This is a genomic window from Fibrella forsythiae, from assembly GCF_017353175.1.
GTDB lineage: Bacteria > Bacteroidota > Bacteroidia > Cytophagales > Spirosomataceae > Fibrella > Fibrella forsythiae.
In genome coordinates this window covers 120,922-146,936 of the sequence record NZ_JAFMYW010000007.1, presented here as the reverse complement: position 1 = coordinate 146,936, position 26,015 = coordinate 120,922, and the positions used below count along the sequence as shown (strand labels likewise).

Genomic DNA, 26,015 nt, shown 5'->3' with positions numbered 1-26,015 from the left:
AAAATTAAGCCAGTTGCTGGCGACGAAACAGGCCAGAAGTACGCAGGCGTATGTAGCGCAGTACGTCCGTGGAACGGCCTGAGAAATACAGGTAATAGCCAGCTCCGAACACCAGTAGCAGGATTATGCCAATGATCAGCTCAGTGCTGAGGACTTTTTTTTTAATGACTACCGGATCGTTAAGCGCCTCCGGAAGAATGACCTCCTTCGAATATTTGGCGTAAGCCGTGGCCAGCTTAATATGATACTTGCCCTCGGCATAATTGGCCCCGTTATATTTGTAGGCGAAGGCTGCCCAGCTGCGGGTGCGAATAGCGGTGACTAGCGATTTCTTTTCTACGAATGTCAGAAAGGCGGCCAGGTGCTTTTGCTCGCTTTCGCGCATGGCGTCGACAAACTCATTCACACTCGAATAGCCAACTAACTTGTAGTTGAAGCCCATTACCTGATACCGGCCCCAGCTGGTACTCGTCATGGCGGCCGTGGGATTGATGGCGAACGCCTTGTTAAAGGAATCCCGCGATGAGCCAGAAACGGTAACACCCGTGTAGGTTCTAAACCAGGCCGTTTCAAACCGGATAGTCGGCCGACCGGCCGAATCAAAGCCATTGCCGTTGCTTTCCACCTCGTCCACGGCCCGAATGGCAGCGACCTCACAGCCTAGGCGGGAAGCGGCAGCAATCAGATCGTTATTGGTGAGTTTTGCGGGCATGACCGTTTGAAAAGGGGTTACTTATTAGCTTGCCGAAGGCGGTAAGCTGCATAGGCCGTTAACCGGCGAATTGTTTTGCGCTGAGAGCTCATAATGATTTGGGGATGCGTACCCATTTCTGGGTTCCATCGGCTTGTGTGACAAGTCGTTGCTGGTAAGAGAAACCGCCCACTGCAACGACAAGGAATAGTAGGAGGCTGACTAGAATCAGCCCCCCAATGAATACTAGTTTGAGTGGCCAGCGCTCCATCAGGTTCGCCGTTTAATCACCAGGTCTTTGACGCCTAGTAGCACGACGAACACTACTGCTACGACGGCCAGCCCGCCCATAAACAGCCACATAGTATTTGTCTCGATGCTATGCTCCACTTTCACGGGCACGCCCTCTTTTGAGATGGTATCGATCGCTTTCGTTACCCGTTCTAAATCGTCTACAAACGCCATAATTATTTCAGATTTAAGCCCAGCATCCGCTGAAGCGTCTTGGTACGTACCTGGCCTTCCTCAAAAAAATCGGTTCCGAAATAATCGTCTTCGATGTCTTTGTACAGCGTTTCGGTAATGGTGCCGGGATGGTACAGGTTATTGTACTCGTTGTAGATGTAGGTCAGCTGCACATCCGAAATAGTGAGCAGCGGTTTCAGGGCCTGCGCCTTGTTGGCCGTGAGTATCGACACGCCTAGTAGGGTATCGCCCAAGTTTTTAAGGATGATGGGAGCTTGCAACTTTACCCACTGATCAGGAATCGTATCCCCTTTAGGGTAGGAAGCCTGCTTACCAGTCACCTTCGCTTTGCCGATGTAAATACCCGCCCACAGTAGTAAGCCTACTACAACAAAGGCCAGAATCATGTACTGGAGCGGCTTGGAGGCCAGAGCCTCCCGGAATTTATCTTTCCAGTTCATGTCTACTTTCTCTTACGGCCTTTGGCTTTAGCGAATCGGTAGACGACCAGGATAATGAGTCCGACGCCGAGCGCGACGAAGCCCCATTTAACGGCAGGAGCCGCTTTTTCCCCGACAAGGTTTTCGAGCTTGATCTCGATGGTTTGCGGGAGCGTGTTCTTCTCGCTGGTGGTGTCGGTACTACCGCTGGGGGTAGTGGTGGTAGTACCTCCGGCCGGGGTGGTAGTACTAGGGGTAGTACTACCTGTAGTGCTTGCAGCGCGAGCGGTAATATAGTTGGCAGATATCCAGACCACGGCCCCGTTGGGGCGGGTGATCCGGTAGAAACCGTTTGACTTGGTACCGTCGCCACTGCCGGCCAACTCGCCACCCGACAGCTGGCCAAGGATTTTACCAGTAACGGTAGAAGGAGCAGCGCGATAATTAACCTTGTTGACTTTCGCATTGACATAGTATTGAGCCATAGTCGTTGTGGGGACGTAAACGCCCGTTTCTTTGATAAATACGTTTGAGTAGACTACCCCGCCGTAGGTGACGGGCTGATCTAGTTTGATACCAACCCACTTAGTACCACCTATGCCGAAGACACTGCCTGTTGTCTCCAGTGAAGACACACTGCCCAGCAACAGACCGTTTGCCGGATAGGTCGCTACCTTTTTCTCGAAGGTGGCAGGGCCGCTATAGGCGAAGAAACCGCCGTTGGTAGCGTACCGGGTTTTGATAAGATCACCGACCTTCATATCACTTCGATTTACGGGTCAGCAAAACGATTGTCGTAACCACAACTAGCGCCAGTACGCCGATGAAGCCGTAGGTAATCCACTTCTTCATTTTATCGGTAGTTGACTTATCATCAACCTGTTCCGAGATAAGATCAATACCGGTATTGTCCAGTGTGATCTTGACGTACACCACCTTGCCGTCGTCCAGTTTTATCGGAACTGTACCAGGCTGCTGCGTGGTGTTTGTTGTGGGTGTCGTGGTGCTACCCGTGCTACCACCTGAAGGCGTGTTGGTCGTAGACTCAGCATCTTTGGTGTAGTCATAATCCGGGTTGGTAGAGCCAACGACGAATTCTTCGTCAACCCAGATCTTACGAAATCCCACCGGACTTGATGCATCGACTAGCACAATGGCCAGGTACACTACGCCGCGCAGGGTAATCGTTTCGCCCAGCGACGTACCAATGAGCGTGCCACTGGTCGCAATCGTTTTGAACACGGCACTAGTCGCGTCCGCCTGGGTAAATAATTTGACGTTGGCCCCCTGGGAGGTGACCAGATCGCCGCGTTTAATGCTCATGTCTGCGAGATTTAAAAATGAAAATGTAGGTGCCGACTAGCGCAAACAGGCCTAAGCCAGCGAGTAGGGCGTAAATGTTGTAGCTCTTGGTACTGCCTTTAGTGTCGGCATCACCACTACCTGTTCCTGAATCATCCTTGTCTTCATCCTCAAGGCTGGCAACGGGTACTTTTGCGTTGGCCCCTAGCTTCTTGCTGTCTACATTAAGCACCTTGAACTTATCGTACTCGATGCTGTAGCCATTGGCCCATTTAAGCATCAGTACTGCTTTCCCGTCTAGGTTGGTTACGTAGAAGGCGTCGATTGGCAGGGTAATCCCTAGGGCCGTCCATTCAGGATATATCTGGGATTTCAAGAGACTGATCGTCTCCTGGTTACGCGCTTCCTCCTGCTGGTTTTTAACCTGGTCCTGAGTCAGCGCGTTGTCTTCGCTAGGTTTGAGGTAGACGAAATAGGCAACTGTATAATTGTCGCCAAAAAAGCCTTCCGCGTTAGTCCAGGCTTCAACCTTTAGGTACTTCCCGTCGACTCCATCTACTTCCTCGTGGAAAATGCCGATCTCGTCGTACATTTTGTACTCCCTGACTGGACCATCCGGTTCGTCTCGCTGCGGGCGGAACATCCACCTGGCCGCGTCAGGTCTGGGGTACTGATAGACGTTGATACCATCGCGTTTGGCGTATAGCTTTTCCCCTGATTTTATGATTGTGGCCATAAGTGTGGATTATCTGCGAGTCGGGCCACGCCCGGCCAGTTTTTCTCTGTTGCTTAGCAGCATTATGACCGCTCCGAAAATGCCTATCAGGGCTAGTAGCATCAAACTGGATTTGATGAGCGTAGCCTGCTTCAAGGCGGCTTCTGCGGCTGTTTTTCTGGCAGCAGTGGCCAAGGCTTTATTCTGAAGCTCAGCTGATACTACACCGTAGTCAGCATTGGCCCGCTGAATGGCTAAATCGGCCTCCTTCTGAGCAATAGTGGCGTCAGCCACCTCTTTTGCTCGTTGATTTTCATCTGCTTGCGAGAAGAAGCTGTAGACCCCAGAGACCAGTGATAGTATGCCTAATATGATCTCCATGTTGGGTAACGCTTACTTTCGTCGTATAGCCTTGACGATCAAGACGATTGAAACAATGACTACGGCTGCCACTACCACTAGGGCACCAACGCCGATATACATTTGCTTCCGCTGAGCGATCTTGATCTCAGCTAGCTTGGCGTCCCGCTCGGTCTGAATCTTGGTGATGGCCAGCGTGTATTCCTGCGTACTCAGCGTCGAATCGTTGGTCAGCTTTTGCAACGCCAGGGCTGCATCTGCTTTGATCCGGGTGGCGTCATTAGCCAGTGATTGTGTACCCAGCCCAATCAAGCTGCTGGTAGTGCCCAGAATGTTGCTCCACAGGCCCGCTTTTTCGGTACCGGTTAGCTTGTTTGTCGAATCAGCCATGCGGGTGTCGTTTACGATGGCGAATAATCAGCACTGTTAGCACGGTGGCTATCAGGCCAATACCACCTAATAAATAGTACAAGCCACGCCGACGTTTTGCCTTCTCGGCATCCCGCGCGGCGATCTCCGCTAAAGCATCCTGAACGGCCTTGTCATCGAGCGTTGTGGTAGTAGGTGAGGTACCACCGGCTTGAGCGGCTTTAACGTTCAAAAGGGCCAATACTTCCTGCACGACCTTGTAGCCAGCCGTCTCCAATACGCGCTGCATGGCCCCCTTCACGTCTGACGAAAGGGCGGTGGGACTGATGCCCGATGCCGTAATGAGTTGATCTAGTTCCATGGCAGTACAGGAAGTATTGGTCTAATAGCGGAAAGAAAGAAATCTTAAGACAGAGACACGGGGCGAGGAACCACGTTCATTTCAATTTCGAGTTGAACGCAAACCGTTTTGCCAGCCTTGAGCGTCATGAGCAACGCCCGGTTAGAAGCAGTCTGGAATGGTTTGGCGAAGGTGTAAATCACCTTACCGGCGTCGTCTCCAGTGCCAAGTGTCTGGGCGGCTGGTAAGTTATTTTGTACAGTTACCGGCTCGAAAGGCATGTATGTCTTCTCGACAAAGCTGGCCGTAGCCTGCCCTAAGCTGTCTGAGGAAACCTTAGCGGCAATGACCGAACCGCCGATTGTTGATAAAAAAGACTGCAATTCCGCAATGGTCAGGGGATTCGTAAACCCGGTGGGATTGGTTACGTTAATTTCTTCAGTCCCTGTTTCGGCCTTGAATTTTGTGTCGGTCAGTACCCGGTCTTTCTGATCGAGCGACCGTTTTACCGGAGCACCAATCAGAATAACTGATTGGTCAGTGGTTGCGGCAGAAGCCAGCGCGAATGCTAAGAGAATTTTCATGAACTGCTTATTTATTGATTGTGAAAGACTGGTTTATTACTCTCCGTTGCTGGTCGAGTCGTCATCATCGTCCTCCTCGTCGTCGTCATCGTCCTCTGGTTCAGGATCAGGTTTCCGGCGTGGGCGGCGGCGAGAAGTAGGTTTGTCGACCGTTTTTACGGTGCTTACCTGGCGCATCAAGGTCAGGCGGAACACGAGCAGCGCCAATAAGCAGCCTACAGTGGCAGCAATGAGGATGATACCGACTTGGAGCCAGTTGATGCGGTAAATTGGCCAGTTGTCTGGTCGGTTGGTTTGGGGAAATTCCATTTGGCTGGGGAGGCTTTCTGTTAAGCTGGCTGGTGGCATTTGCCCGGTTGCCACGGGAAGTAAAAAACACTTCCCGTTAGCACCCGAACGAAAGGTTCCCAGCCTATTCGACTGCTAAAGTGATAGGTTCCCCGGTAGCCCTATGACCTTGTTGGGCGTTATTGCCGCTTAGGCAGTTGCTATTGTTGCTTACTGCGCCTTACTGCCGCTTATTGGGTTTTAGCAAGCACGTGCCAATGTTTTCAATTGTTTGCAGACCCGGTTGCCAACCTTTTCAAATGGGGTTGTCAAGGCTCGCCGGTGTGAAGGGAATTTGACCTGGTTAGCGTGGGTTAAAACGGCTAACAAGTACTTTAAAAGGCTTTTTAGCCTAGTTTGCAAAATCACCTACCAATCTTTTAGGAGGTAGTTGACAAGGTTTGCAGGTGGGTTGATAACCCTAAATAAAAAATGCCCAGCTGAGCGCCGGGCATTAGTCATTGAAAGAAACTGGTAATTCGTTCAATAGCTGAGCTGCATGGTTTGACAACTACCGCCCGTGACCAGTACATCACCTTTCCAACTGAGCGGATTGGCTGTTTTCTGTCGGGCCGTAAAGCTGTGCGTGCCTTCCGTTAAGAATGGAAAACTAGCTGTACCGGTAGATCCACAGCTAGGCGCTCCAGAGTACACGCTGGTAATGGTTGCCTGATAGGTGTTATCGATTGTCACCTCAATTTGGGAGCTTCCTGTCTTTACCCAAAATGTTGCATTACCGCGTACGTCTCGCACGTTTAATGAACGTGTAACCACCGTGTTACCACCACGGCCATAGGCGGTAAGCGTAACCAGGTGCAAACCGTTGTTGGCGAATGTATGCACCGGGTTTGCGGTGGTCGCTTTAGCGCCGTCGCCAAAGTCCCAATTGTAAGTTTCGATGTTGGTTCCTGATACTGAAAACTGAAACTGGCCATAATCGCCACCATCTACGCTTACCGAGGCAGTTGGCGTAGGGACGATTTCTTGTTTAATGCAGCTAGCCAAGCCAGTGGCCAACATCAATAAGAGTAAGTTTTTTTTCATACGAAATGCCCGCAAATAAGCTGGTTGAATGGGTTTATATGGGAATTATGCGCGGTACTGCTCATAGACAATTCGCGCAGATACTAGTTTAATCAGTTGCTGCAATTGCCTTGCCAACGGCAATACCTTCATTAGCCAGGTAATTATATAAGGTTTGGGTAGCGATGTTCAGCTGCTCACAAATCTGTTTTACGGACAGGCTACCACTTTTATAAAGAATGGCAGCGGTTTTTGCCTTTGCTTTGGCTTCTGTTGAGAGTCCCGCTGGCCTACCTCCTTTTTGTCCCCGGGCGGCGGCGGCTTTGCGACCGGCCGCTGAGCGGTCCCGTATCATTTCTCGTTCAAACTCGGCAAACACGGCAATCATACCCAGCTGCATCCTACCAATCGATGTGGTGGTATCAATGCGCTGATCGAGGCTTATAAATCCGATATCTTTCTTCCGCAGTTCATCGATGATGGTAAGCAAGCCGATAGTCGAGCGACTTAGCCGATCTAGCTTGTAGACAATCAGCGTGTCACCTGGTCGAAGTTGAGCCAACGCATTCGTTAGCTCGGGGCGATCATCTTTAGCACCTGATAACTTTTCTTTGAAGATGCGTTCGCAGCCAGCTTGGGCCAATGCGTCCAGTTGAAGGTCGAGGTTCTGATCGAGTGTCGAAACACGTGCGTAACCAATGTTCATTCTAGTTTACTCGGATGGTCTGTCGAATATACTAGAAACATTAACTAGAATGGTTTTTTAGAATGGTTGACGGATGAATTGACCATTTATTTAACCAGGCTTGGGGCAAGTCAATCGTTCTACTTAAGGGACGCTTTGAATAGAATTTATATCTTAAAGTGATGGCCGCTTCTATGATTCAAGATTTGTATACAATTGATTGCATATTATTAACTTGTTAAAAATGTTTATAATAAAATTTTCGGTTAAAAAAGTTATAGATGTTTGTAAATGCTCTATTCGTTTATGAATCTTGTACTGTAGGGTCCTAAATACTAAGACTTCTGATCTTACTATAGAATAAGTAGGTGAAACATTAAGAGCGTTGTAATCCCATGAGACTAATTCATCTTTCAGATATACACTTGTCTAAACATAATCAACAGAACCTAAATGTTTATTATCTAGACGCATTAATTACCGATTTGAAAATTTTTCATTTAGAGGAAAAAATTGATGTAATCTTGATTACTGGAGATTTAGTTGATAAAGGAGGGGAATCACTGGGGGATAATCCTTATAAAACCTTTAGTGACACATTTATTATTCCTATTTGTGATGCACTCAGCATACAAACCAGTCAAGTATTGTTTATTCCAGGAAATCACGATATTGAAAGGCATCAGGTACTGGAAGATAACGAATATTTTTTATCTGGTACTCTGACAAAGGACAAGGCAAATAGTCAGTTAGATAGGCAGAGAGACATTATACAACCTTCTAACAAGAGAATTGAAAGATTTAAAATATTTGAAAGAGAATTTCATAAGGATACGCCTGACTATAGCTTTTCTTTCAATGAATCAATAGCAGTGAAAGAGATTGACGGGGCTAAGGTCGGCTTTTTATTAATTAATGATTCTTGGCGTTGTTCCTCTTCACTTAGTAAGGAACAACACTTTGTTGGTACGAATCAGTTGAAAAATGCAAAATCTTATTTCGATACAAAAAAAACAGATCTTAATATTGTACTATTTCATCATCCTTTAGAAGAAATAAATTCACTTGAAAAAGAAGATTTTGAAAATCTACTTCAAGCTTTTCATTTTAACATAGCTTTCTTTGGGCATAGTCATTCAAATAGATTTGAATCTATAAATTCAGCAAATGGAGGTGTAGTTTATATAAAAACTAGGTCCACCTTCAACGATCCTGATGAGCTTAATTCAAGATATCAACCGGGTTATTTAATTGTTGATATTAATATACAGACTCAAAGGTACATTTTATACGCTCGTAAATTTATAACTTCTAGAATACAATTTGATAAAGATGCCGACTCTTTAACGGATGGTAAAGTTATTGGAATGTTGGACAAACAAAAATATGTAAATCTTAATGAAGATATAAAAACTGAAATAATTGACCTCCCGAGTGGGTATAGAGCCGATGTGAACAAAGTTGTAAAACTGCTTATAGGTAAATCTTTATATCCAGACTCTCATATTTTTGTAAGGGAATTAATTCAAAATTCTGTCGATGCTTGTAATAGGCAAAATGAACAATATCCTTATCTAGCGCCAAAAATTATCGTCTATATTAACACACTAGAAAATTCCTTTGAAATTATTGATGAAGGAGATGGGATGTCTAAAAAAGTACTACGAGAACATTTCTCAATTGTGGGTAAAAGTATAAGCCAAGAGTTTACAGAGTCGTTAAACTCAGTTAATCTTATCTCTCAATTTGGAATCGGCTTTATAAGCACATTTATCGTTTCTAGGAAAATTAATGTAAGCACAAAGAGTCAAGAAGATGGACTAATAAATTTTGAGATAGAGGATGTATTTAAAGGATTTGACTATAATGCTCAATCAAGTATGAATTTCTCAGAAAGCCAGTCTACTGGTACGTCTATAAAAGTATATTTGAAAAGCCCCTTTCAAGCTTATAGCTTACTAAGTTACATAAAAACTTATTGTAGACATGTCGATAATCTTACATGCCACTTTGATGGGTCATTACAACCAATTCAAGCCTCTTGGAATCTAGAAGGAGGGTTTGCTGTGTACGAAAGAAAAACATCTAAATATGAGTGTAAATTAACAATTGGAAATACTGGGCGATACATCATTGCAACGAATAGTGGTTTCTTAATTAATGAAAGTCCATCACAAATTATTCCATATAAATTTCCATTTGTTATTGGAGGTGAAGTTGTTTTTGAACCAAGAAGTATAGACTTTGATTTATCAAGGACTAATATAATGCATTCAGAGAAATCTCTTGAGTTTAAAAGATTCATCTCGGCATCACTAAGATATCTTTTTAGATCAGTATTAGAGTCATACAACTCAGAAATGAAAATTATCGTAGTAAGATATTTGCAGTATTACTTAGTTTCATATGAGGATATTATCCAGCAAGTAACGGAGACGTATAACGATTTCTATTCTAAAAATGAATTAATACAATTGTGTAGTCAGTATACTTTTCTTGAATTTAAGAGTTTGCGAAAACCTTTAAATGAAATTTTGATAATTTTAAATAGCGTGAATATTTCTAAGGTTTATTATTATCAAACAGAAAATGTTAGTGACTTGGCACTTTTAATCGCTAGCTTCTTAAAGAGTAATGGGAACCTTGTATTTTCGTCTGTAAATCTTAGTGCTCTTTTTCGGGAAGGATCGTTAGGCTTTAATATGACACAAGTAGTAAACATTATAGCTAGTGTACATGGAATAAGTCTTGTTCACCTTAATGACATACTTTATGATGAGGTTAACAAAGTTTTAATTGATAGGTCTTCAATTCCAGCAAAGGTAAGCGGCTGTATAGATAAATTAGAAAAGAAGTATTCGATAAAGATTAGTTTAGCTCATTTTGGCGCTGACTATAGATTATTTTTAAATAATGGAGAAGTTAATTTTATTAATTGCGACCATGCCTCTTTTGCTGATTTGGTTTCTAATATTGACCATTATAATGACATTACTCTGGAAGTTTTCATGTTAGGAGTATTGGGCCGAAGTTTAAGTTCTGCTTCAATTAACAATGGGCTGTTAGATAATACTTACCCATCAAATAATTAATTGATAGGTTTATGTTAAATTTGTGAAGAAGACAGAGAATGAGAAGACAGCTAAATCTTTTAGGGTGTACATTGAACTTGTTGGTTTAGTGTCTGCTTTAGATAAAATTCGTTAGAGTCTGAAGTGAAACGGCCGATGAATGGGCTGCCACTTTTAATTATCATGTTAAAAGCAGTTGAGTGATTAAGGAAAAAGTAGAATTAGTAATTTCTCATGTGCCTTTCAAATAAAAGAAGCCCGCTACAGTAGCGGGCTTCTTTTATTTACTGTTAGTTCGTGAACTAGGCGGACTTATCAATTTATACCTAAGCTGAGTAGTCCCTTCCTTGATTATTTCAGCGTATAAGTCCTTTAGGGCCTTCCTCTCGCCGTTAATTTCCAGATCGAGTTGGAGTTGCCTGATATGGTGATGTATCTCATCATCTATACCCACATTGATTTTTACCATTTCGAGTCTGCTCTTTACTTAGCTGTTGTGATAGCTATAACGAATACAGCTGGTATAATGCCGCATTAGTTCGTTGGCTTTAGCAGCTGCTACATTATCGCCTAACTGGCGAGCGATCAGGCGGAGATTCCTGGCTTCTGAGTGAAGCCGTACGAGGCCAGCAGGGGCCGTTTGGGGTGCTTGGTAATTGCGCATGGTATTAAAAAAGTATTCACCGCATCCCCCGGCGTTGCGCAATTACCAAGACTTCTGCCCAGGGGCAGCCGAATGTAATTCGCCGGGAGAGGCGGTGATGGAATTTTGAGAGTCAGAAACATGGTACTTGGTAATTGCGCGGCGCATAGTTAGTAGAAAAAAGTGGCGTTTACAAGCTCCTGTCGCCCTTTTAATTTTTAACGTTGAATAATTTGTCTATTTATTTGTAGAATTTAGTGTATATACATTCGTTCATTTAGGGCATTTTCATGTTATTATAATGTGCTCTGTATACGCCTTTAGCCTATTGCTTATGCGAGTGTATTGCTTTGCACATCTGTAAAATAAACAACAAACCTAACTCAATGGAAAACCGACGCCATTTAGATCGGTATCGTGCATGGCAGAAATACAAGTACGTGAAAAGTGCCCTGTTTGTGCAGGGACAGGAACCGTCGAATCGGACTGGTGGAAAGCACTTCGCCAGCGAGAGCAGCAATACAGAGATAAGTACCAGGTAGACGAATGGGATTTACAGGTCGTAGTAGCTAGTTGGTTGCATGAAGCAGGCTATTCCAATTTCAACGACACTAGGCTACCACCTGAGCAGGTTACGTGCTCAAATTGTGCTGGTGACAAGTACGTTATAAAATGGGTGCCAGTTGTTGAAGTAATTGCAACGAGTCAATTGGCTTCATCGATTCCAACCTAAACAAAAAGGCCGGGAAATTCCCGGCCTTTTATGTGAACCCTAACCTTTTATTCGTCATCTAACTGCTGCCAAGAAAGTGTCCTTTGTCTTCCTCTTCGGGTTTCTCGTATGTCGAATCTGTGAGACCAGAGGCCATGGTGTCGCTTTCTGTAGGTAGCCCAAACATGGCTAATGTATACCCGATCGTTTCGGCCTGAACGCCTCTAAACTGAAATCCATGATCGGTAATGTGTTTTAACTCTTCCGCTGAGATACGGTCTGACACAAATACCAAACTATCCACGGGTTCATTGATTACCTCAGAGTAATTCGAGTGTTCGCTGTCTCTGAGCGTAAAGTCTGTGCTGAATTGTTCACCATTGGCTGGAAACAGTTCGACGCGACCAATGCCCATTAAATAGGCAATCAGTTCTGGGTATTTTGTAACAAGTTCAATTCGGGTCATCGGTGAAATTGGTTTTATCGATTAATTCGTTGCGTAAATACTTGACTACTGGCGGCATTAATTTTCGATTCCAGGGACGCCACCCTAATTCAATCATGACCAACAGGTGATGCTTTTCGATATGGTCTTGCAGGGTACGCAAGTCCACCCCAGCAAGTTGAGCCAGGTCGGTGAGCGTACAACTTGCGTACTTATTATCCATATCATAAGTCTTGCAGGCTGATCAGTTTTGCGGCATAGCGGTTGCCGTTAAATTCGTTTGTTTCACGAATGTCCAGCATGGCCAGTATCACTTTTTCGGGGGCAAGCACCTTATCCGGTAGTTTATTGGGATCGTCGCTGGTTTGACGCAGAATGATGTATTCGCTTGAGCGGAAAAGGAAGGGTGCCGGGTCTTTCAGCGAGTGCAGATTAATGATCAAATCGTTGCCTGAATTCCGGTTCGCCAGGATCATCTCACGGAATGGTTTTGACAGATTGCCCACCGCATAACTGGTTGAATCTTCTAAGACAATCACCGCATTGCGTACGTAGGTTACGATACTCCGAAAAAGAGCGTCTGACTCAATCGTTTTGATTTGGAACCAAGGCAATTTTGAGCGGGCGGCCAACGCATTGAATTTGGGTATGTCCGATAGATCGATCTCTTGAAAATCGTCATAATGGCTCTGGTTCCCAATGTTATAGACCAGGCAGGGCTTTTGCTGGTGTTCCCACAAATCCCGACACATATTTAGCGTGTCAGTTGTCTTGCCTGTTTTTTTAGCGCCTATGTGCAGGAAAACAGACGCGTCACGGGTTTGGCTCATCGGGTAAAGGATTTTGCTGCGGCCGCAATTAGCATGGCCATAATGGATTCAGTTAGTTTAGCGACCATGATCTCTCCCGCCGTTTCATAGATACCGAAATTGCGCAAACGGCGCTGGGCATCTTTCGCCCGGATATCAGCCAACACGGCCCGGTGCAGTAAGCTGCGCTGAGCATCACTTAATTCCGCACGGCTTTCGATCTCGGCCAGTTCATTCTCGAATTCTTCGTACCGCTGACGTGCTTCATAGTAGGGATGGTTAGGCGCATATACCGGTTCACTTCCCGTACGTGCTCGTTCTTTCTCCCATTTTCGAATCAATTCCTTGTCGCCTTTTTTCAGTTGCTGCTTAGCTGCATACGCGTTGATTATCGTCGAGATAATCCCCATAGCGGCCGCTATCATTTCAACTTTAGCATCGGCTTTCGCCTGGATTTCATCTTCCGTTAGCGGAATGTATTCATCCGGATCTGTATAAGCCGGCCGACGCTTGGATTGTGGTTGAGAAGCTGGTTCTGACTCATAAGAAGCAGGCTCATCGTCATCTCGAAACGGATTCCGAAGGGGTTCGGGCGCGTCAGGAATGTTGTTTTCAGAAACGCGACTGGGTGGCAGATCAAGCAATCCGGCAATGCTGCTTGTCCCTGTTTTACGAAATTGATCAAGGTTAAACATTGCGATCAGTGTAGGGTGAATAAGGCGCACCATAGCAGCATTGCCATTAGTGCCAGTAAACTTTTGCCCATCACGAACAGCAACAGTATAACCCAGCTGGCTCGCCGCTCGATCTGGTTGATATAGTGCGTGTGATAGTCGTAAAACTGCTGCTGGCTTAACCGCTTATGCCTTTGGCGGTGGCCTGGTCGCTTAAGCGTCAAGCGCATAGTCAGGCGGGCCAAAATAGCGGTCGAGAATGGGTTGTATTTGCCGGTGGCGTTCAGGATCACGCATCAACTGGCGGCGTGTTGGTTCCAGTAGCGCCCAGAACACAGCTTCAGCCTGTTCCTTATTGATGACGATATCTTGACCAGGTTTCCCAATCTTGGCCAGGCCTTTGATCGCCATTACGATCATGGTTCCCTCGAAGCTCAGCAGAAACTCATCGAATTTCCCTAGTTGACTACCGTAACCGGCGAGCTTCTTTCCGTTTTTCGCGGCTAGTTGCGCCTCAGTGAAATAGTCTCGGATGGCCCGGAATACATCATTGTACGTATGACCTGCGGCTGAGAAGCCATCTGCCTGCAAAATGCCCGTACTTTGCAGCGTGGCCAAGATGGTATTACAGAAAATATCCCAATCGTCTTGCGCCTGGGTCAGATTGCCCATTATGCCAAAGTATTCTTCTGGGTTACACTCGCCCAAATGGTGGAGAATCGTAATCTCCCCGGACTCGTTTGAGTCAATAATCGCTAGTACAGGCATTTTACATTCTAAAAAGCTTATCAAACAAATCTGCGGCGAAGGCACGCAGCTCTCTACGTCTAGCTGCCACGGGAGCGATTATTTCGCCGGTTGGCATTGCCGCTGCTTTGTCAATGGTTTGCGTGATAATTTCTTGAAAATGTGACGCTTGAACCTTTAAAGCTGATTGGGATTCATCTCGCATCCGTAATAGGTCGGTACGGTGCTGAGTAGCCAACGAAATGTGGCCATCGACGTTTTCTGATACGCTGGCCACCTGAGTCTCCAGCTGTTCAATGGTTTTATGGGCAGTAGCTAATAATCCTGCCTTCTCATCAATGTCTGCCTGAGCCAATTCGAATTGAGCTGCATGACGATCAATCTGCTCATTCAGCTGCTCTAATTGCTGAACTAGTTCAGCTCTTTCCTGTAACAGTTGGGCATTAGTTTCATCGAGTTGCTGATACGCCTTTTTTAGCGTGCGGAAGTCCGCGTAGGCTGTTTTATAATTTTGGTAATTGAGCAGATAACCTAGCGTGACTTTATGCACTGACGTACCGGTGTCCTGAGCCTCTTTAGCAATCAGCTCGTGTAGCCATGCCGGTACGTGGGCGGTCACGGTTTTTGACCGGTCTGTGGGTATCAAATCAGGTACATCCGGTATCGAGGTACTTGAACCCATTGGTTCAGTAGAAACAAGGGAGGGGCTTTCCTGCGCCTTTTGTTGATCATCGTTAGCCGCAGATGGATCAACTGTCAACTCACTTGTAATAGTCGCTGGTTGGTCTACTGGCTTACTCTCCATGAGGGGAAGCTCCTGATCGGCTTCCGTAGAGCCGTTAACTTCTGGTGTGATGGGAGATTGCTCAGCTGAGTCGGACTTGATTCCTCCGGGAGAAGTGGCGTCTAGCGCCTCAGGAGAGGATTCATGCTGCATTTGTCCGGCGGGCTCGTCGGATGGCGTAAAAGGCTGGGGAGTCATACGGCATTGATTAGTCAATTAATCAAAGCTACGCTGGTCAAAAGCGACGTGATTTATAGGTAGAAAATCAGTCAATTTCTAACACTTTTTGGAAAATGAAATTATGATACTATCTAGTAATTTTCGGAAAAATATTCTTGTACACCTATCGTCCTCTCATCCGTCCATGTGTAATGCTTCTGCCTTAGAAGTTGTCCGTCCAAAAGATATAATGCGCATTTTAGGCGTTGGTAAATCGAAGGCCTATCAGCTAGTAAAAGCTGAAACCCAGAACGGGCCGAAACGTACCTATCTAACCATCGACGAATTTTCTCATTGTAGCAGGATTCCCCGCCAGCGCATCAAGGAGGTGCTTTAGCTTAATACAGCGCCAAAAAAACAGCCCCTTGATTCGTAGTCAAGGGGCTGTTTTTTTGGGCGCTGTATCAAGGTTGATCAGCTGCCATGCGGAAGTAGGTTCGTTTACATAATGATCTGTTAGTTTTAAGGTCTGCGAGTGAAATATAGTATGTAGCAACTACTAATATAAGCTTGGCTACTTTTTATGCAAGGCCGAGGCAATTGGCTGCTTACGGGTATATTTCCGTTTGATACGGACCTTCTTTTTGACAGGCCCTTTTAAGGGGTCAGGAGCGTATTTACTATCATTAAATAAACGGGGTTGATAATGATGCTGCCCTTTCTTGCCATACCGTCGGCGTTCGGCATTATCCTGGCTATCGTGGTGCCGGTGACAGCCTTGACAAAGCGCCGCTATCTTATCAAACTCATTGTTCGCATTGGCAATGGCATAATTTAGTAGGATAGAGGCCGACCTTACAACGCATAGCAGTTGCTCCCAATTTGGCTCAGCCATAACTGCTGTAATAAACGTCATTGTAATTGTCGTATGTTCAGATTAGTTGAACAGCCGTCTCTCAAATAGAGCATTTCTTGAGAATCTATATTGCGATTCGTGTCTAACCTATAGTTACCTCTGGAGTAACTTATTATTGATAATAGAACACACTAACCGCTCTGTTTTTATTTACAAAAAGTCCTGTGTCCTTCCTTTCTATGAAGGATTGAACACAGGAACGCTGTTTACCCCACTTTTTTACAGTGCTATACGAATAGCCTCTTCCACAGGTAAATAGCCATTTTGCGAATCCATAATCACTAACTCATCACGTAGTAGTAGGGGCGGCTGGGCTAAAAATCTGGGTTCGGTGCCTCGATGTGCCTGCGCGGCATGCGCTAAAAAGGGATGACACAGATACACTGTACCAGCTTGACCAATAGCTACGATCTCCTCCCCTTCGGGCATCGCTGACAACTTAGTGGCAAGCTCCATGAACGAAATCCCTGTTTCTCCCGCTGGAGACAGCATGCGGGCTACTTCCAGATGGGAGCCGACTCGAATACGAGTCGGCGCATCGGCTTGGCTGACATCCGAAAAAAGAAATAACATCAGCAGACCTCTTCCTTTCGAGCGCACATTAATCCGCCACTCCAAATAATTCATCGGGTTAGCTCCCGGAAAACTGGCGTCGACATGCCAACCGGTGTCTCCAGGTCTTCATCCGAAGGAAAACGAACGGGAAAGGTACCTATACTTTGAGGGGGAATCCAACGACCTTGCCCAACCAATTGATCGAATGCCTTGTGTAAACTTACCGTGTTTGCAGCCTCAACAAAGGGCGGCTGAGCATACATGCCCAGTCGAATGACTGGTTTGGTCCAACTGGCAGGATTCTGTGGGTCAACAGGCATATCCTGCCAAAGGATGTTCCTTCCCTTCTGAGCATTCTATTGCGAAAAAGCGTTCTCAAGCTGCACAAAACCCGTGTGAATAAATTGTTCGATTTGCTCTTTAGTTAATCCTTCCTGCATAAGTACAAACGATTATGAGAGGATGTACCTGACAGAGGCCAATGAATGACCACCAAGACAAGACTATACTGTAGGTCAACCGCTTGCGAGGTCTACAACACCATTCAAGACCATTGCAAGGTAGAACGTACCATACCGCTCAACGTCTACCAAATCGCACAATACCTCAGTCTGCCGGTCGAGGCGATACAGGGGGCACTTATCAATTATGGTACGAGGCCAGGCATCGCTTAGGCTCTGCTTTTCTACTGGCTACCGAATAAGTATCCGGTAGTGAATCGGCAACGAAGAATTTGATAACAGCCCACTAAAAGGCCCCGCCAACTTTCGTTGGCGGGGCCTTTTAGTGGGCATCTGTAAACAGATGTAAATTTTCAATATCCAAGGGATTTCAAAGGAAAGGTCGGTATAAGAATCCTCAATCTTCAGGAGTAAAGTTGTGTGAGATCACAAATCTCATGGTTGTAAAACATTTGAAGCAATGGGGGCTAATTGATCGTTAGCGCTTTCGAAAACCCATCAGTTTCTTTGTTGTTGTCGTAGAGTACTAAAGGTATGTCGACTTTCGGTAATCGGCTTCGGCCAAATTCTATAGCTATAGAGTTTGGCATTGCCGGAAATACATGTAGTGGTGTTTGTTGTCCATACCTGTAATTGATCGCATCATATGCTGAACGAGCTATCTGACGAAAGGCTGCTAACTGAATAGGACTGCGAACAAAATGGACATTTGGAGCATCGATAGTAATAGTCCAGATCGAACAATCTGAGCCTAATGTTTTATAGATGTGCTGGTCGTTGACCAGTGCGCTCAATGATATATTGAGCGCGACGATTGGACTGTCCTTTGCAGGAGGAATTAATTTGTAGTTTATCGTTTCTGTGGGTAATTGCCATTTCCAAGAAGGGGGTTCTCGATGTCGTTGATATACATCCATCGCATGGGTATCGCCAAGCAATGCCCCCAATTTGATTAATAAGGGCTGTGGAGCAAACCCAAAGACCGAAAAGTGAGCAGTAGACCCATCACCACATAAAGGGGCAACTTTTTCCTTGTACTGTTTAATTAGGTTATCTTCTTCGGTCTTCCAATAATCAGAATCATGATCCCTATTTATACTATTCCGGTAAGATAGGTCTATGGCCCGTGTACTGGCAGGGTAGTAAGCTGGAATAATCGTTTGACAAGCAATATCGTTAGTTAGAGCAGGAGTTTGAGGGCCCACATTCGCTAAATACAATATAATTTGGCTTTTCTTATTTTCCTGAATATCAGTTAATTGCTCCATTCGCTCCTCGTGTGCTAACTTCATCTCATAAAGCGTGTTGACTGGGTGACCTGTAACATCCACTTTGTCAATCAGTCGGTGATGACTATCACAGAGTAACATTAAGTTTTCATAATCCTGACATAGTTTTGGCGATAAAATGGCATCTCCTCGTGGACCGTCAGGTTCTGCGGCAACGATGTGAGCGATGTATGCCTGATTATAATTACGTCGAGTTAAAATATCCTGCCATAGTATTTTATTGCATCCAGTGTAGGCGCACCGTCCTGCTGACCGGGCCCAAAGCCTAGTTATTACTGCGTTGGGTATCTCTTTTCTACTTTTAACGTTCATGGGAACAGAGTCGTGCATGTATATTTTTAATTGGGCAACGCTCCGCCTAATTGCTTAGCTGTCTCGAAAACACCCAGAAAGAAAATCTTGATAGCCTGATGCTGACGCGTTCGGAATGCATCCATCAGTGCAGGTAGATTTGAATTCATTCCGTTGAGGATGCGTAAAAACTTAGCATTCTCTAATACCATTCCCAAAGACAGTTCAACAGTCGGATCCAAATGAGTCATTGAGGCGTAAATGCGGCCTCCACCTACGGATAGCATCGGCCCGATGAGTTCAATGGCAGGCGGTTGAGCTAGCACACTAAAAGTGGTGGACAAAGTGCGACTCTGCTGAACTTGAACATGTCGCCAATACCAATTTAGTAGTCGTCTAATTGACCGCACTTGCCAACGATTGACAACTAGACCTGGAATAAACGCCCAGGTAGAGCGTAGAATGAGGTCTAACTGTTCAGTCAAAAATTCGCGTTGGCGACTAATAACTGCCTGACGTTCGTAATGCAGCATGTAGTCTAATTGATGAAGTAGAGCATACAAATCGGCCATGTAATCTAATCGCTCTAACACGTTAGCAAATCGGCCTACTCCTTCAGCATTGTATTTTGTTAGTGAATGATGTGAATGAAGATATTCATGGAACAAGAATAGGCGAATAAGCTGAGTAAGCTCATAATCATCTCGACACGCATCTGACAAGCCAATTAACAGTGTATCACTTAATCGCCAGCGGTTACTATCGTTGGTGTGTCCATACTCGCCACCTGTATATGGTTCTGTATCAACAGTATCATCCAATTGAACAACTTCCCAGATTGGTGGTAATTGAGGGAATGGTTTTGCTACGCTTAACTCGGCTCGACTTCGCAAATAGCTATACCAAGGTCCTTCTCGACCTTCTGATTCCTCTCGCAATGACGCGGCGTAATCAATGACTGATTGTAAAGCTTGCGGCCATATTCTTGTCCGAATATCAGCCGCTCGCTGCTTTTGTTCCGCTGATAGTTGAACGGTCGCAGATTCTGCTTCCTCTGCCGTTAATAGAATGGCCTCCTTGTTAGCCGGTTCGCCTACGATTCGACGGAAGCGATAGGTCTGAACAGGAACGTTGTTACGAAGTTGGAGCTCCTGGCCAATGACAAAGCATACCGGAGCAGGTGCAGAAACAAATAGATGAATCAGATTCACATTTGGTCGATACCTAATCAGATCGGCTAGGGCTTTTCGAAACGTTTCCCGGATAAGTTGAACATCTTTAGCTGAGCGAACTGTTGAGGCAACCATTGGAGATTGCTCGCCTTCAAGCTGGATCCGAATGTCTGCCAACCGGTCTTTACCGACTACCTGATCTACGTCTTCGTCGGCAATCGCGTAAGAAATCTCGACGCGAATAACTGCGGATCCGCTTTGCGTGACGACCTCACTAGGGACTTGATTCGCTTTTACTTGTAGTAATGTGTCAGTTTCTGACCATTGCCAAGAGTCACGATCGCGGCTGAAATCATACACTTCTACTTTGCGTTGATCACCCAAGTAGGCTCCCAACGCAAGGACATGAGGTACCTCAGCTAATCCAAAAAAAAGTATTCTGACTGCTCCTTTTTCATCGGCAAGCTGCCGAATATCCCGAGCGCGTTGTAAAATGTATTGCTCTGACTCGTCCCAGACACCGCCATCGATCGGGTATTGTTGCATGTCTAAGGCCATATCGTACCGGCGAAGTTGACTTTCTTCTGGAGTCAATATTTCTAGAACTTCGTCCTCGGATATGGCACGTAAGCTAGATGATTGTCGAATGATGAGTAAACTAGTTGTTTTATTCATAACTACAGGTTGGTTTATATGGTATAGACGCAGTTTAATTAAGCCGGTAGCATCACATAAAATTTTCTAAGTATCGGGGGTTATATTTTCCATATGTTGAACCAGTTGGCATTGCTTCTCCCCGACCCACATTTTCGTTTCATGCGTACCGACAATAACAAAAAATAGACTCTTCTCGAAACGATCAGCTCTTAGCTTACGTCTCCAGTCATTGCGGTCGGTTGTAGAAGGGGTAGGTACTGGTTCGGGATGAGTATGCCATTCCCCTAAGTAGATACAAGTTCCGTTGCTCGAATGCCAACGCTGGTTTATGACGGCCTGATGGCCCCGTTTATGGCGGTAAAAAGCAAATCGACTTCGTTTGTCTTGACACATTGGAACTGTTACTTCGTCGATTACGACGTCATTACTGTCAATCAGCAACCGCCCCAGCATGACCCCTCCTGCTTCGCAATCTTCAAGGTTAAGTTGACGAAACGACAACATTTTATCAAGAGCCTGATCTGAAATTTTCAGACGCCCCCCGCCAGGTATTTGGAAGAGCAGAAATGCAGGGTTGATTGATTTCATGTTAAGTTGGCGGAATTCCCGCAAACAGGGCAGACGGGCGTGGCGAACGCATGGCGCGCTTGGACTAATTTATCCGTACTAACGTTGAACCGATCGGCGAGCTCAAAGCCCTGTTCCAAAAAATCGGCTGCGTCTCCTTTCCAAGACACCAAGCTGCTTTTTTGTTCTTTACCCGTCAGGTGTTCGATGGCCAACTGCACTATCAAAGCAGCAGTTCGTACCGCGTCTAATGATCCGTAGGGGGTATGAAGTTGCCCGCAACCGGAAAGGGACTTCCCAAACCATTGGTTTTTTCCGGCAAAAGCGGCTCGATTGATCAACTTGTCTTCTTCATCTTCTGAGCTATACAAACACCTGAAGCAGCCGCTAGTGGCTGGCTGGGTCAGTAAAGCGTGCCCACCGATCCCCAGTGGTTCAACCCATCCAAATAACCCTGGTGTTTTACTCTTGAGTTGTCGATTGATCCAAATTTCTGTTGTTGGGCTGCCCAAGGAGCTGATAACTAAATCAAAAGAGTCAAACCGAACATGCCCGCTTTCAACCAACTCTTCAATGGTCTTGTCAAATGCAGTAACATGAACATAAGGAAATTTTCGACGTAACTCTTCGCTTAGAGCCGTTGCCTTAGGGCGATCTCGGTAAGCGTTTCCTAGTACATGTCTGAAGGTATTATCCAGACTCATCTTGTCGGAGTCTACAGCCGTTACATTCATCACTCCTGCACGAACTAGTTCATGAGCGACATGTCCTCCAAGAGAACCGCAGCCAATTAATAGTACTTTTTTAGACCGTAGACGACTCTGCCCACCCCCGCGGGGTAGTACATAGGATGCCTCCTCACGGTATACCTTCAAAGGGCAGAGCTTTGCGTTTTTGCCAAACTCTGAAAAAGGATGGTATCCCTTAGGACTGTCGTAAGTAACACAGAACAGGCTGTAGCCACCACTTGGTCGGGGAAGGGCAAACAGCATAGTACCTCGCTTGGCATTGTTTACCTTGATGAACTGGCGCTGCTGCTTTATCGACAACGCATTTAAGGCAGGTTGCACAGCTCGTTTTAAATCATCAGGTGTCCAGAACGGATCTTCTGAACGAGGTGGAATAATTTGGCTACCCTGAGGCAAAACGAATAGAGTCGCTTGTTCAACAGTGGGGAATTTTTTGGCAACCTCGTCAAGATTCAGGTGCAAGTAACCTGCCACATCCTGTGCTGATTTAGCAAGATAGCTTGCCTGGTTGTTCCTGAATAGTTTCAATTCTTGAGACTTGGCAACAGAATTAACAAGATTAATAATCGGTTCTTTACTGACTAAACCCCAGTAAGATTCAAACTCATCGGCAAAGTCACCCAGATTTAAACCCGCCTTACCGTCCGCGAGTACGCGAACGGTTTTGTCTATTGCCCAAGTGATGATCTCACTAGGTCTATCTTCATCCAGAATAGTCCCTTCTGAATGGTGATAACAAATTACCTTGTTAGCCAAGACATGCGGTAACTCTTTAAATTCACTACCATCCTCCAAAAAAATAAGAGGTAAACTCCTTGGGAAGGTAGGCAAAAGCATAATTCCTAGGCCGATTTGCTGGCCGCTAACAGTTACTTTTCCTGTAAAAACAAAGACGCCTTTCTCCGATGAATCCCGAATAAGGGTTGCCTGTCGAAGCGTACCATTAGCTTCCAGTTCGGAAATTATCGTTTCTATTTTGTGCCGTTGCATTGAGCTTACCCGTTATTGCTAGACGAAGCTACCGCTGCGGTTTTAGTGATAACAGCAGAAGCGGATTTGGTTGGAACCGGGAAGCTATCCCCCAACACTTTACTACTAGCCAAAATCTTGCAGGCGTCGACTGTGTCTACTTCTGAGGCTGCTTTCTCCAGAGCCGCTTTCAGACTCTTTAATTTCTCCTCAAAGCTCAGCATGTGCGAGTCAGACATTCGCGCATAGATATCCGTCTTGGGTTCGACCGGTAAATACGCCGTCAACCGGCGAACGGTTACGAACTGCCCATTTTCATATTTTGTCGTGGAGGTGAAGTGGTTGAGCATAAAGTCAACTAACCCCGTCAAAGCCGCCAAATCATCCGGCTTGTTGGCGATAACATCAGTGTATTTTGCCACAAATCCCTCATAAGCATTAATCGTCAACCCAATTCCTCGGGGCGCATTGTTGCCGTCAGAGGAAAAATTCAAATCCTTCCACCGCTTTAGATACCGGATGACCCGTCGAAATTGCCTACGCGCTGTTTCATCATTGTCAAACCGTTTGAACAACGTTTTTTTCAGTGTCGTTGGATCTGATTTTTGCCACTCCCGATGATCGTCACCCGACTTTCGTTTACCCATGGCTAGGTAATCCAATCCGTCAGAGTTACTATCTCCATCTGAATAAATGGCTAAATCAACGTGGTAGACCCGCTCACCTGCTTTCTGATAAAATACTGTCACGCAAGGGCGACGGATGCAGACCTCCTTAGTGTGTCCGTCTAGTGCTTCAAACACTCGCTCCTTTAACTTTACAGGGTCGGCTGCGTACGTACCGCTCGTCTTTGAGGTTTTAAAATAAACTCCTTGATCGATGTCATAGTCGCCATTGAGTGGCTTGATGCCCGTCTTCATTTCGTAACTACCTTGGTCACAAAATTCAGGCACTAAGTTTGTTTCGCCGTGTTTCTTGAACACCCCTGGTAGATTCTCTTTCAGTTTGTTACGGATGATGTCCCGTTTCTCGATTAAAACGGATTCTTCATTGATACGACTCAGTTTGATCGCATCGTGGTATTGTTCAAATTGTTTTTGTAAGTTGGCCATACGGGCAGCAGTGTTTATTTTATTATCTATACTCAAAAGCGTGAAAGGCTAGTTATTCACGCTTTTGAGTATGTATTGATAATCCACCCAATGAATAAGAACGTGTCTACTCCTACTATAACAGAATTGCGATCCAAGAGGGATGAGGAACTACTAGAGCTCATGGCTTTACACCAAAATGATGAATTGGCCGCCAAAGTCGCCTTTCAGGTTTTCTACGAGCGGTATGAATCTTATTTATTCGGGATTGCCCGTAACGTTTGTTCGAAGTTCCCGCGCTCTGCCAATGAACTATTCGAAGCCGTTTTTCAAAACACGTTCTTAAAGGCCTATTATAGTGCGGCCACCTTTGACGTGAGTAAGGTAAAGGCCGCAGACATTTCCTTGGGAGTTAAAGCCTGGTTAGGTCGTATTGCGGATAATGAGCATAAACAGCTTCTGGGGAAGTTAGTAAAAGAGCCCTTTATCCAACTGATTGACGACATCCCCATCTCTGACGAAGAGCTTGAATGGGTTCCGGTTGAAGAAATATCCGATGAACCTGATTCGTATCACCGAATGGTGCTTGAGCAAGCATTATCTACGCTTAGCGAAAAAGAGCGTTACATCCTTGTCCAGAGCACAGCTTACGAGAAGGAGGGGAAATATCTTCCGAACTCCTTCATTAACAGCACCTGCAAACTTTGGCAGATTACCCGAGCCAATTTTCGGAAAATAAAAAGTACTGCTCGCCAAAAACTATTTGCGAAAGTAGCCCAGATATTGGCTTTGAAAACTGACTAACATGTATAGCAACGAACACCCCGAGTCTAAATTGGCTTTCTCGTTACGAGCCAATGGGTACCTATTTCCTATCTCTATCGAGCAGGTGCGGCTTCTAGAGGAAAACTGTAACACCTTGTTCGAAAATGCGCCCTCGAACATTACCTCCGCCGAAGCTATTCTTGAGCGAGGATTCATTTCTTTTACACCAGCGTTTCAAATTCAACTCAACTCTGAAACTCAGCAAAACTTGGCGATGGCAGCCCGGGAGGGAAAAGGGATTTCTGAAGAAGTGCGAAAACAGATGGAGAAGGATCGGCTTAATGCCATTAAACGAACGGGTAAAAAGTGATCTCGATAGCTAGAAGACGAGTCATATCGTCACTTGCTGAGTATATAGCGAATGAATATTTCCCTATAAGTGAGATTTTGCCTGAGCGTATCGCAGATGACAACCAAATTAGTTATTGTTACGGAGAATATGGAGATAGTTTTGATGGGTTGATAGAACATCAGTTCGGTGATTTTCATATTTATATAAACTTGACCAAGGTTAATCACCCAACTAGTACTAGGAGCCGATTTACTTTTGGTCACGAGCTGGGGCATTATTTTATAGATGAGCATCGAATTGCGCTAGCATCTGGCGAAACGCCATCTCACCCTTCTATCAATGACTTTTCGACTAAAAATTCAGTCGAACAAGAGGCAGACTTCTTTGCTTGCTCATTACTAATGCCCGAAGCTCGCTTTAGGGCGGATTGTTATGGTCAACCTATTTCGAAAGAATTAATCCAACGTCTTTCAAAAATATACCAGACCAGCATTACAGCCACACTGCTTCGCTATGTGAATATTGGCAATTATCCTCTTATGGTAATCTGCTCTCAAGATAGTCGAATTCTTTGGCACTGGAAGAGTGATGACTTTGCCTATAGCTACTTGAAGAGTATGAGCGGAAAAGTGCCCCGGTACACTGTGACTGGGGAATATTATTATGGCCGTAAAAAATACAGTAGTTCTGAACAAGTATTTGTGGAGGAGTGGTTTACATACGTAGACGTCCAGCCTAATACATGCTCACTAATGGAAGAGTGTTTTTATTTTGATACTTTAAAAATGGTATTAACTATGATATGGTGATTTCAAAACTTACCGTTATGAATATAT

At 45.3% G+C, this 26,015-nt stretch carries 33 protein-coding genes; 7 read left to right on the top strand and 26 right to left on the bottom strand.

Going from position 1 to position 26,015, the window contains the following annotated elements; genetic code table 11:
- Positions 1 to 4: 4 nt before the first annotated feature.
- From J2I46_RS21645 to J2I46_RS21585, 13 genes are all read right to left on the bottom strand, one after another.
- Positions 5 to 712 (bottom strand): N-acetylmuramidase family protein, encoded by a 708-nt coding sequence (locus J2I46_RS21645; RefSeq protein WP_207331159.1) that lies wholly within the window; start codon positions 710 to 712, stop codon positions 5 to 7.
- A gap of 249 nt (positions 713 to 961) precedes the next feature.
- On the bottom strand, positions 962 to 1,156 hold the full coding sequence (locus J2I46_RS21640; protein WP_207331158.1) for a hypothetical protein: 195 nt from the start codon (positions 1,154 to 1,156) through the stop codon (positions 962 to 964).
- 2 nt (positions 1,157 to 1,158) lie between these two features.
- Positions 1,159 to 1,617 carry a hypothetical protein gene (locus J2I46_RS21635; protein ID WP_207331157.1) on the bottom strand — a complete coding sequence of 153 codons (459 nt, stop codon included), beginning with the start codon at positions 1,615 to 1,617 and terminating at the stop codon, positions 1,159 to 1,161.
- Between the two features lie 2 nt (positions 1,618 to 1,619).
- Positions 1,620 to 2,357 (bottom strand): SH3 domain-containing protein, encoded by a 738-nt coding sequence (locus J2I46_RS21630; RefSeq protein WP_207331156.1) that lies wholly within the window; start codon positions 2,355 to 2,357, stop codon positions 1,620 to 1,622.
- Between the two features lies 1 nt (position 2,358).
- Positions 2,359 to 2,919 (bottom strand): hypothetical protein, encoded by a 561-nt coding sequence (locus J2I46_RS21625; RefSeq protein ID WP_207331155.1) that lies wholly within the window; start codon positions 2,917 to 2,919, stop codon positions 2,359 to 2,361.
- The gene (locus tag J2I46_RS21620) at positions 2,909 to 3,634 is read right to left on the bottom strand and encodes a hypothetical protein (protein ID WP_207331154.1); all 726 of its coding nucleotides are present in this window, start codon (positions 3,632 to 3,634) and stop codon (positions 2,909 to 2,911) included. Before J2I46_RS21620 ends, J2I46_RS21625 begins: the two co-directional genes overlap by 11 nt.
- Positions 3,635 to 3,643: 9 nt before the next feature.
- A complete protein-coding gene (locus tag J2I46_RS21615; RefSeq protein WP_207331153.1) occupies positions 3,644 to 3,994 on the bottom strand; it encodes a hypothetical protein in 351 nt (116 codons plus the stop codon).
- Between the two features lie 12 nt (positions 3,995 to 4,006).
- Positions 4,007 to 4,363, bottom strand: a complete 357-nt coding sequence (locus J2I46_RS21610; protein WP_207331152.1) for a hypothetical protein — start codon at positions 4,361 to 4,363, stop codon at positions 4,007 to 4,009.
- Positions 4,356 to 4,703, bottom strand: coding sequence for a hypothetical protein (locus J2I46_RS21605; RefSeq protein ID WP_207331151.1), 348 nt, complete (start codon positions 4,701 to 4,703; stop codon positions 4,356 to 4,358). Before J2I46_RS21605 ends, J2I46_RS21610 begins: the two co-directional genes overlap by 8 nt.
- A 44-nt stretch (positions 4,704 to 4,747) precedes the next feature.
- Entirely contained in the window at positions 4,748 to 5,266 is a 519-nt protein-coding gene (locus J2I46_RS21600; protein ID WP_207331150.1) for a hypothetical protein, read from the bottom strand.
- A gap of 36 nt (positions 5,267 to 5,302) precedes the next feature.
- Positions 5,303 to 5,575, bottom strand: a complete 273-nt coding sequence (locus J2I46_RS21595) for a hypothetical protein (protein WP_207331149.1) — start codon at positions 5,573 to 5,575, stop codon at positions 5,303 to 5,305.
- Positions 5,576 to 6,076: 501 nt separating this feature from the next.
- Positions 6,077 to 6,637: a PKD domain-containing protein gene (locus tag J2I46_RS21590; RefSeq protein ID WP_207331148.1), complete on the bottom strand. Its 561-nt coding sequence runs from the start codon at positions 6,635 to 6,637 to the stop codon at positions 6,077 to 6,079.
- Between the two features lie 88 nt (positions 6,638 to 6,725).
- Complete coding sequence (locus J2I46_RS21585) at positions 6,726 to 7,322, bottom strand: recombinase family protein (protein WP_207331147.1); 597 nt, start codon at positions 7,320 to 7,322, stop codon at positions 6,726 to 6,728.
- 374 nt (positions 7,323 to 7,696) lie between these two features.
- Here J2I46_RS21585 and J2I46_RS21580 point away from each other — a divergent pair, with 374 nt between their 5' ends.
- Together J2I46_RS21580 and J2I46_RS21575 are read left to right on the top strand one after the other, a co-directional pair.
- Positions 7,697 to 10,393, top strand: coding sequence for a metallophosphoesterase (locus J2I46_RS21580; protein WP_262898049.1), 2,697 nt, complete (start codon positions 7,697 to 7,699; stop codon positions 10,391 to 10,393).
- Between the two features lie 1,008 nt (positions 10,394 to 11,401).
- The gene (locus J2I46_RS21575; protein WP_207331145.1) at positions 11,402 to 11,557 is read left to right on the top strand and encodes a hypothetical protein; all 156 of its coding nucleotides are present in this window, start codon (positions 11,402 to 11,404) and stop codon (positions 11,555 to 11,557) included.
- 249 nt (positions 11,558 to 11,806) lie between these two features.
- On the opposite strand, the gene J2I46_RS21570 is transcribed toward J2I46_RS21575, so the two are convergent.
- From J2I46_RS21570 to J2I46_RS21545, 6 genes are all read right to left on the bottom strand, one after another.
- Positions 11,807 to 12,193, bottom strand: coding sequence for a hypothetical protein (locus J2I46_RS21570; RefSeq protein ID WP_207331144.1), 387 nt, complete (start codon positions 12,191 to 12,193; stop codon positions 11,807 to 11,809).
- The gene (locus J2I46_RS21565) at positions 12,180 to 12,395 is read right to left on the bottom strand and encodes a hypothetical protein (protein ID WP_207331143.1); all 216 of its coding nucleotides are present in this window, start codon (positions 12,393 to 12,395) and stop codon (positions 12,180 to 12,182) included. Before J2I46_RS21565 ends, J2I46_RS21570 begins: the two co-directional genes overlap by 14 nt.
- A 1-nt stretch (position 12,396) precedes the next feature.
- Positions 12,397 to 13,002 carry a hypothetical protein gene (locus J2I46_RS21560; RefSeq protein WP_207331142.1) on the bottom strand — a complete coding sequence of 202 codons (606 nt, stop codon included), beginning with the start codon at positions 13,000 to 13,002 and terminating at the stop codon, positions 12,397 to 12,399.
- Entirely contained in the window at positions 12,999 to 13,676 is a 678-nt protein-coding gene (locus J2I46_RS21555; RefSeq protein WP_207331141.1) for a hypothetical protein, read from the bottom strand. Before J2I46_RS21555 ends, J2I46_RS21560 begins: the two co-directional genes overlap by 4 nt.
- A gap of 192 nt (positions 13,677 to 13,868) precedes the next feature.
- Positions 13,869 to 14,423 (bottom strand): hypothetical protein, encoded by a 555-nt coding sequence (locus tag J2I46_RS21550; protein WP_207331140.1) that lies wholly within the window; start codon positions 14,421 to 14,423, stop codon positions 13,869 to 13,871.
- 1 nt (position 14,424) lies between these two features.
- Positions 14,425 to 15,384 carry a hypothetical protein gene (locus J2I46_RS21545; protein WP_207331139.1) on the bottom strand — a complete coding sequence of 320 codons (960 nt, stop codon included), beginning with the start codon at positions 15,382 to 15,384 and terminating at the stop codon, positions 14,425 to 14,427.
- A gap of 211 nt (positions 15,385 to 15,595) precedes the next feature.
- Here J2I46_RS21545 and J2I46_RS21540 point away from each other — a divergent pair, with 211 nt between their 5' ends.
- Both J2I46_RS21540 and J2I46_RS33205 read left to right on the top strand, forming a co-directional pair.
- The gene (locus J2I46_RS21540) at positions 15,596 to 15,742 is read left to right on the top strand and encodes a hypothetical protein (RefSeq protein WP_207331138.1); all 147 of its coding nucleotides are present in this window, start codon (positions 15,596 to 15,598) and stop codon (positions 15,740 to 15,742) included.
- Positions 15,743 to 16,051: 309 nt separating this feature from the next.
- The gene (locus J2I46_RS33205) at positions 16,052 to 16,183 is read left to right on the top strand and encodes a hypothetical protein (RefSeq protein ID WP_262898048.1); all 132 of its coding nucleotides are present in this window, start codon (positions 16,052 to 16,054) and stop codon (positions 16,181 to 16,183) included.
- Between the two features lie 297 nt (positions 16,184 to 16,480).
- On the opposite strand, the gene J2I46_RS33360 is transcribed toward J2I46_RS33205, so the two are convergent.
- From J2I46_RS33360 to J2I46_RS21510, 7 genes are all read right to left on the bottom strand, one after another.
- Positions 16,481 to 16,888, bottom strand: coding sequence for a phytanoyl-CoA dioxygenase family protein (locus J2I46_RS33360; protein WP_310589068.1), 408 nt, complete (start codon positions 16,886 to 16,888; stop codon positions 16,481 to 16,483).
- Entirely contained in the window at positions 16,885 to 17,136 is a 252-nt protein-coding gene (locus J2I46_RS33355; RefSeq protein WP_310589067.1) for a hypothetical protein, read from the bottom strand. Before J2I46_RS33355 ends, J2I46_RS33360 begins: the two co-directional genes overlap by 4 nt.
- 608 nt (positions 17,137 to 17,744) lie before the next feature.
- Entirely contained in the window at positions 17,745 to 18,878 is a 1,134-nt protein-coding gene (locus J2I46_RS21530) for an SAVED domain-containing protein (protein ID WP_207331137.1), read from the bottom strand.
- Positions 18,879 to 18,904: 26 nt separating this feature from the next.
- A complete protein-coding gene (locus J2I46_RS21525) occupies positions 18,905 to 20,704 on the bottom strand; it encodes an SAVED domain-containing protein (protein WP_207331136.1) in 1,800 nt (599 codons plus the stop codon).
- A 66-nt stretch (positions 20,705 to 20,770) separates the two neighbouring features.
- Positions 20,771 to 21,274, bottom strand: coding sequence for a Mov34/MPN/PAD-1 family protein (locus tag J2I46_RS21520; protein ID WP_207331135.1), 504 nt, complete (start codon positions 21,272 to 21,274; stop codon positions 20,771 to 20,773).
- Entirely contained in the window at positions 21,271 to 22,992 is a 1,722-nt protein-coding gene (locus J2I46_RS21515; protein ID WP_207331134.1) for a ThiF family adenylyltransferase, read from the bottom strand. Before J2I46_RS21515 ends, J2I46_RS21520 begins: the two co-directional genes overlap by 4 nt.
- A gap of 5 nt (positions 22,993 to 22,997) precedes the next feature.
- Positions 22,998 to 24,083, bottom strand: a complete 1,086-nt coding sequence (locus J2I46_RS21510) for a cyclic GMP-AMP synthase DncV-like nucleotidyltransferase (RefSeq protein ID WP_207331133.1) — start codon at positions 24,081 to 24,083, stop codon at positions 22,998 to 23,000.
- 90 nt (positions 24,084 to 24,173) lie between these two features.
- Here J2I46_RS21510 and J2I46_RS21505 point away from each other — a divergent pair, with 90 nt between their 5' ends.
- The 3 genes from J2I46_RS21505 to J2I46_RS21495 are packed head-to-tail and all read left to right on the top strand — an operon-like array spanning position 24,174 to position 25,988.
- Entirely contained in the window at positions 24,174 to 24,866 is a 693-nt protein-coding gene (locus J2I46_RS21505; protein ID WP_207331132.1) for an RNA polymerase sigma factor, read from the top strand.
- 1 nt (position 24,867) lies between these two features.
- Positions 24,868 to 25,197: a hypothetical protein gene (locus J2I46_RS21500; RefSeq protein ID WP_207331131.1), complete on the top strand. Its 330-nt coding sequence runs from the start codon at positions 24,868 to 24,870 to the stop codon at positions 25,195 to 25,197.
- On the top strand, positions 25,194 to 25,988 hold the full coding sequence (locus J2I46_RS21495; RefSeq protein ID WP_207331130.1) for an ImmA/IrrE family metallo-endopeptidase: 795 nt from the start codon (positions 25,194 to 25,196) through the stop codon (positions 25,986 to 25,988). The genes J2I46_RS21500 and J2I46_RS21495 overlap by 4 nt, the downstream gene beginning before the upstream one ends.
- Positions 25,989 to 26,015: the final 27 nt, after the last annotated feature.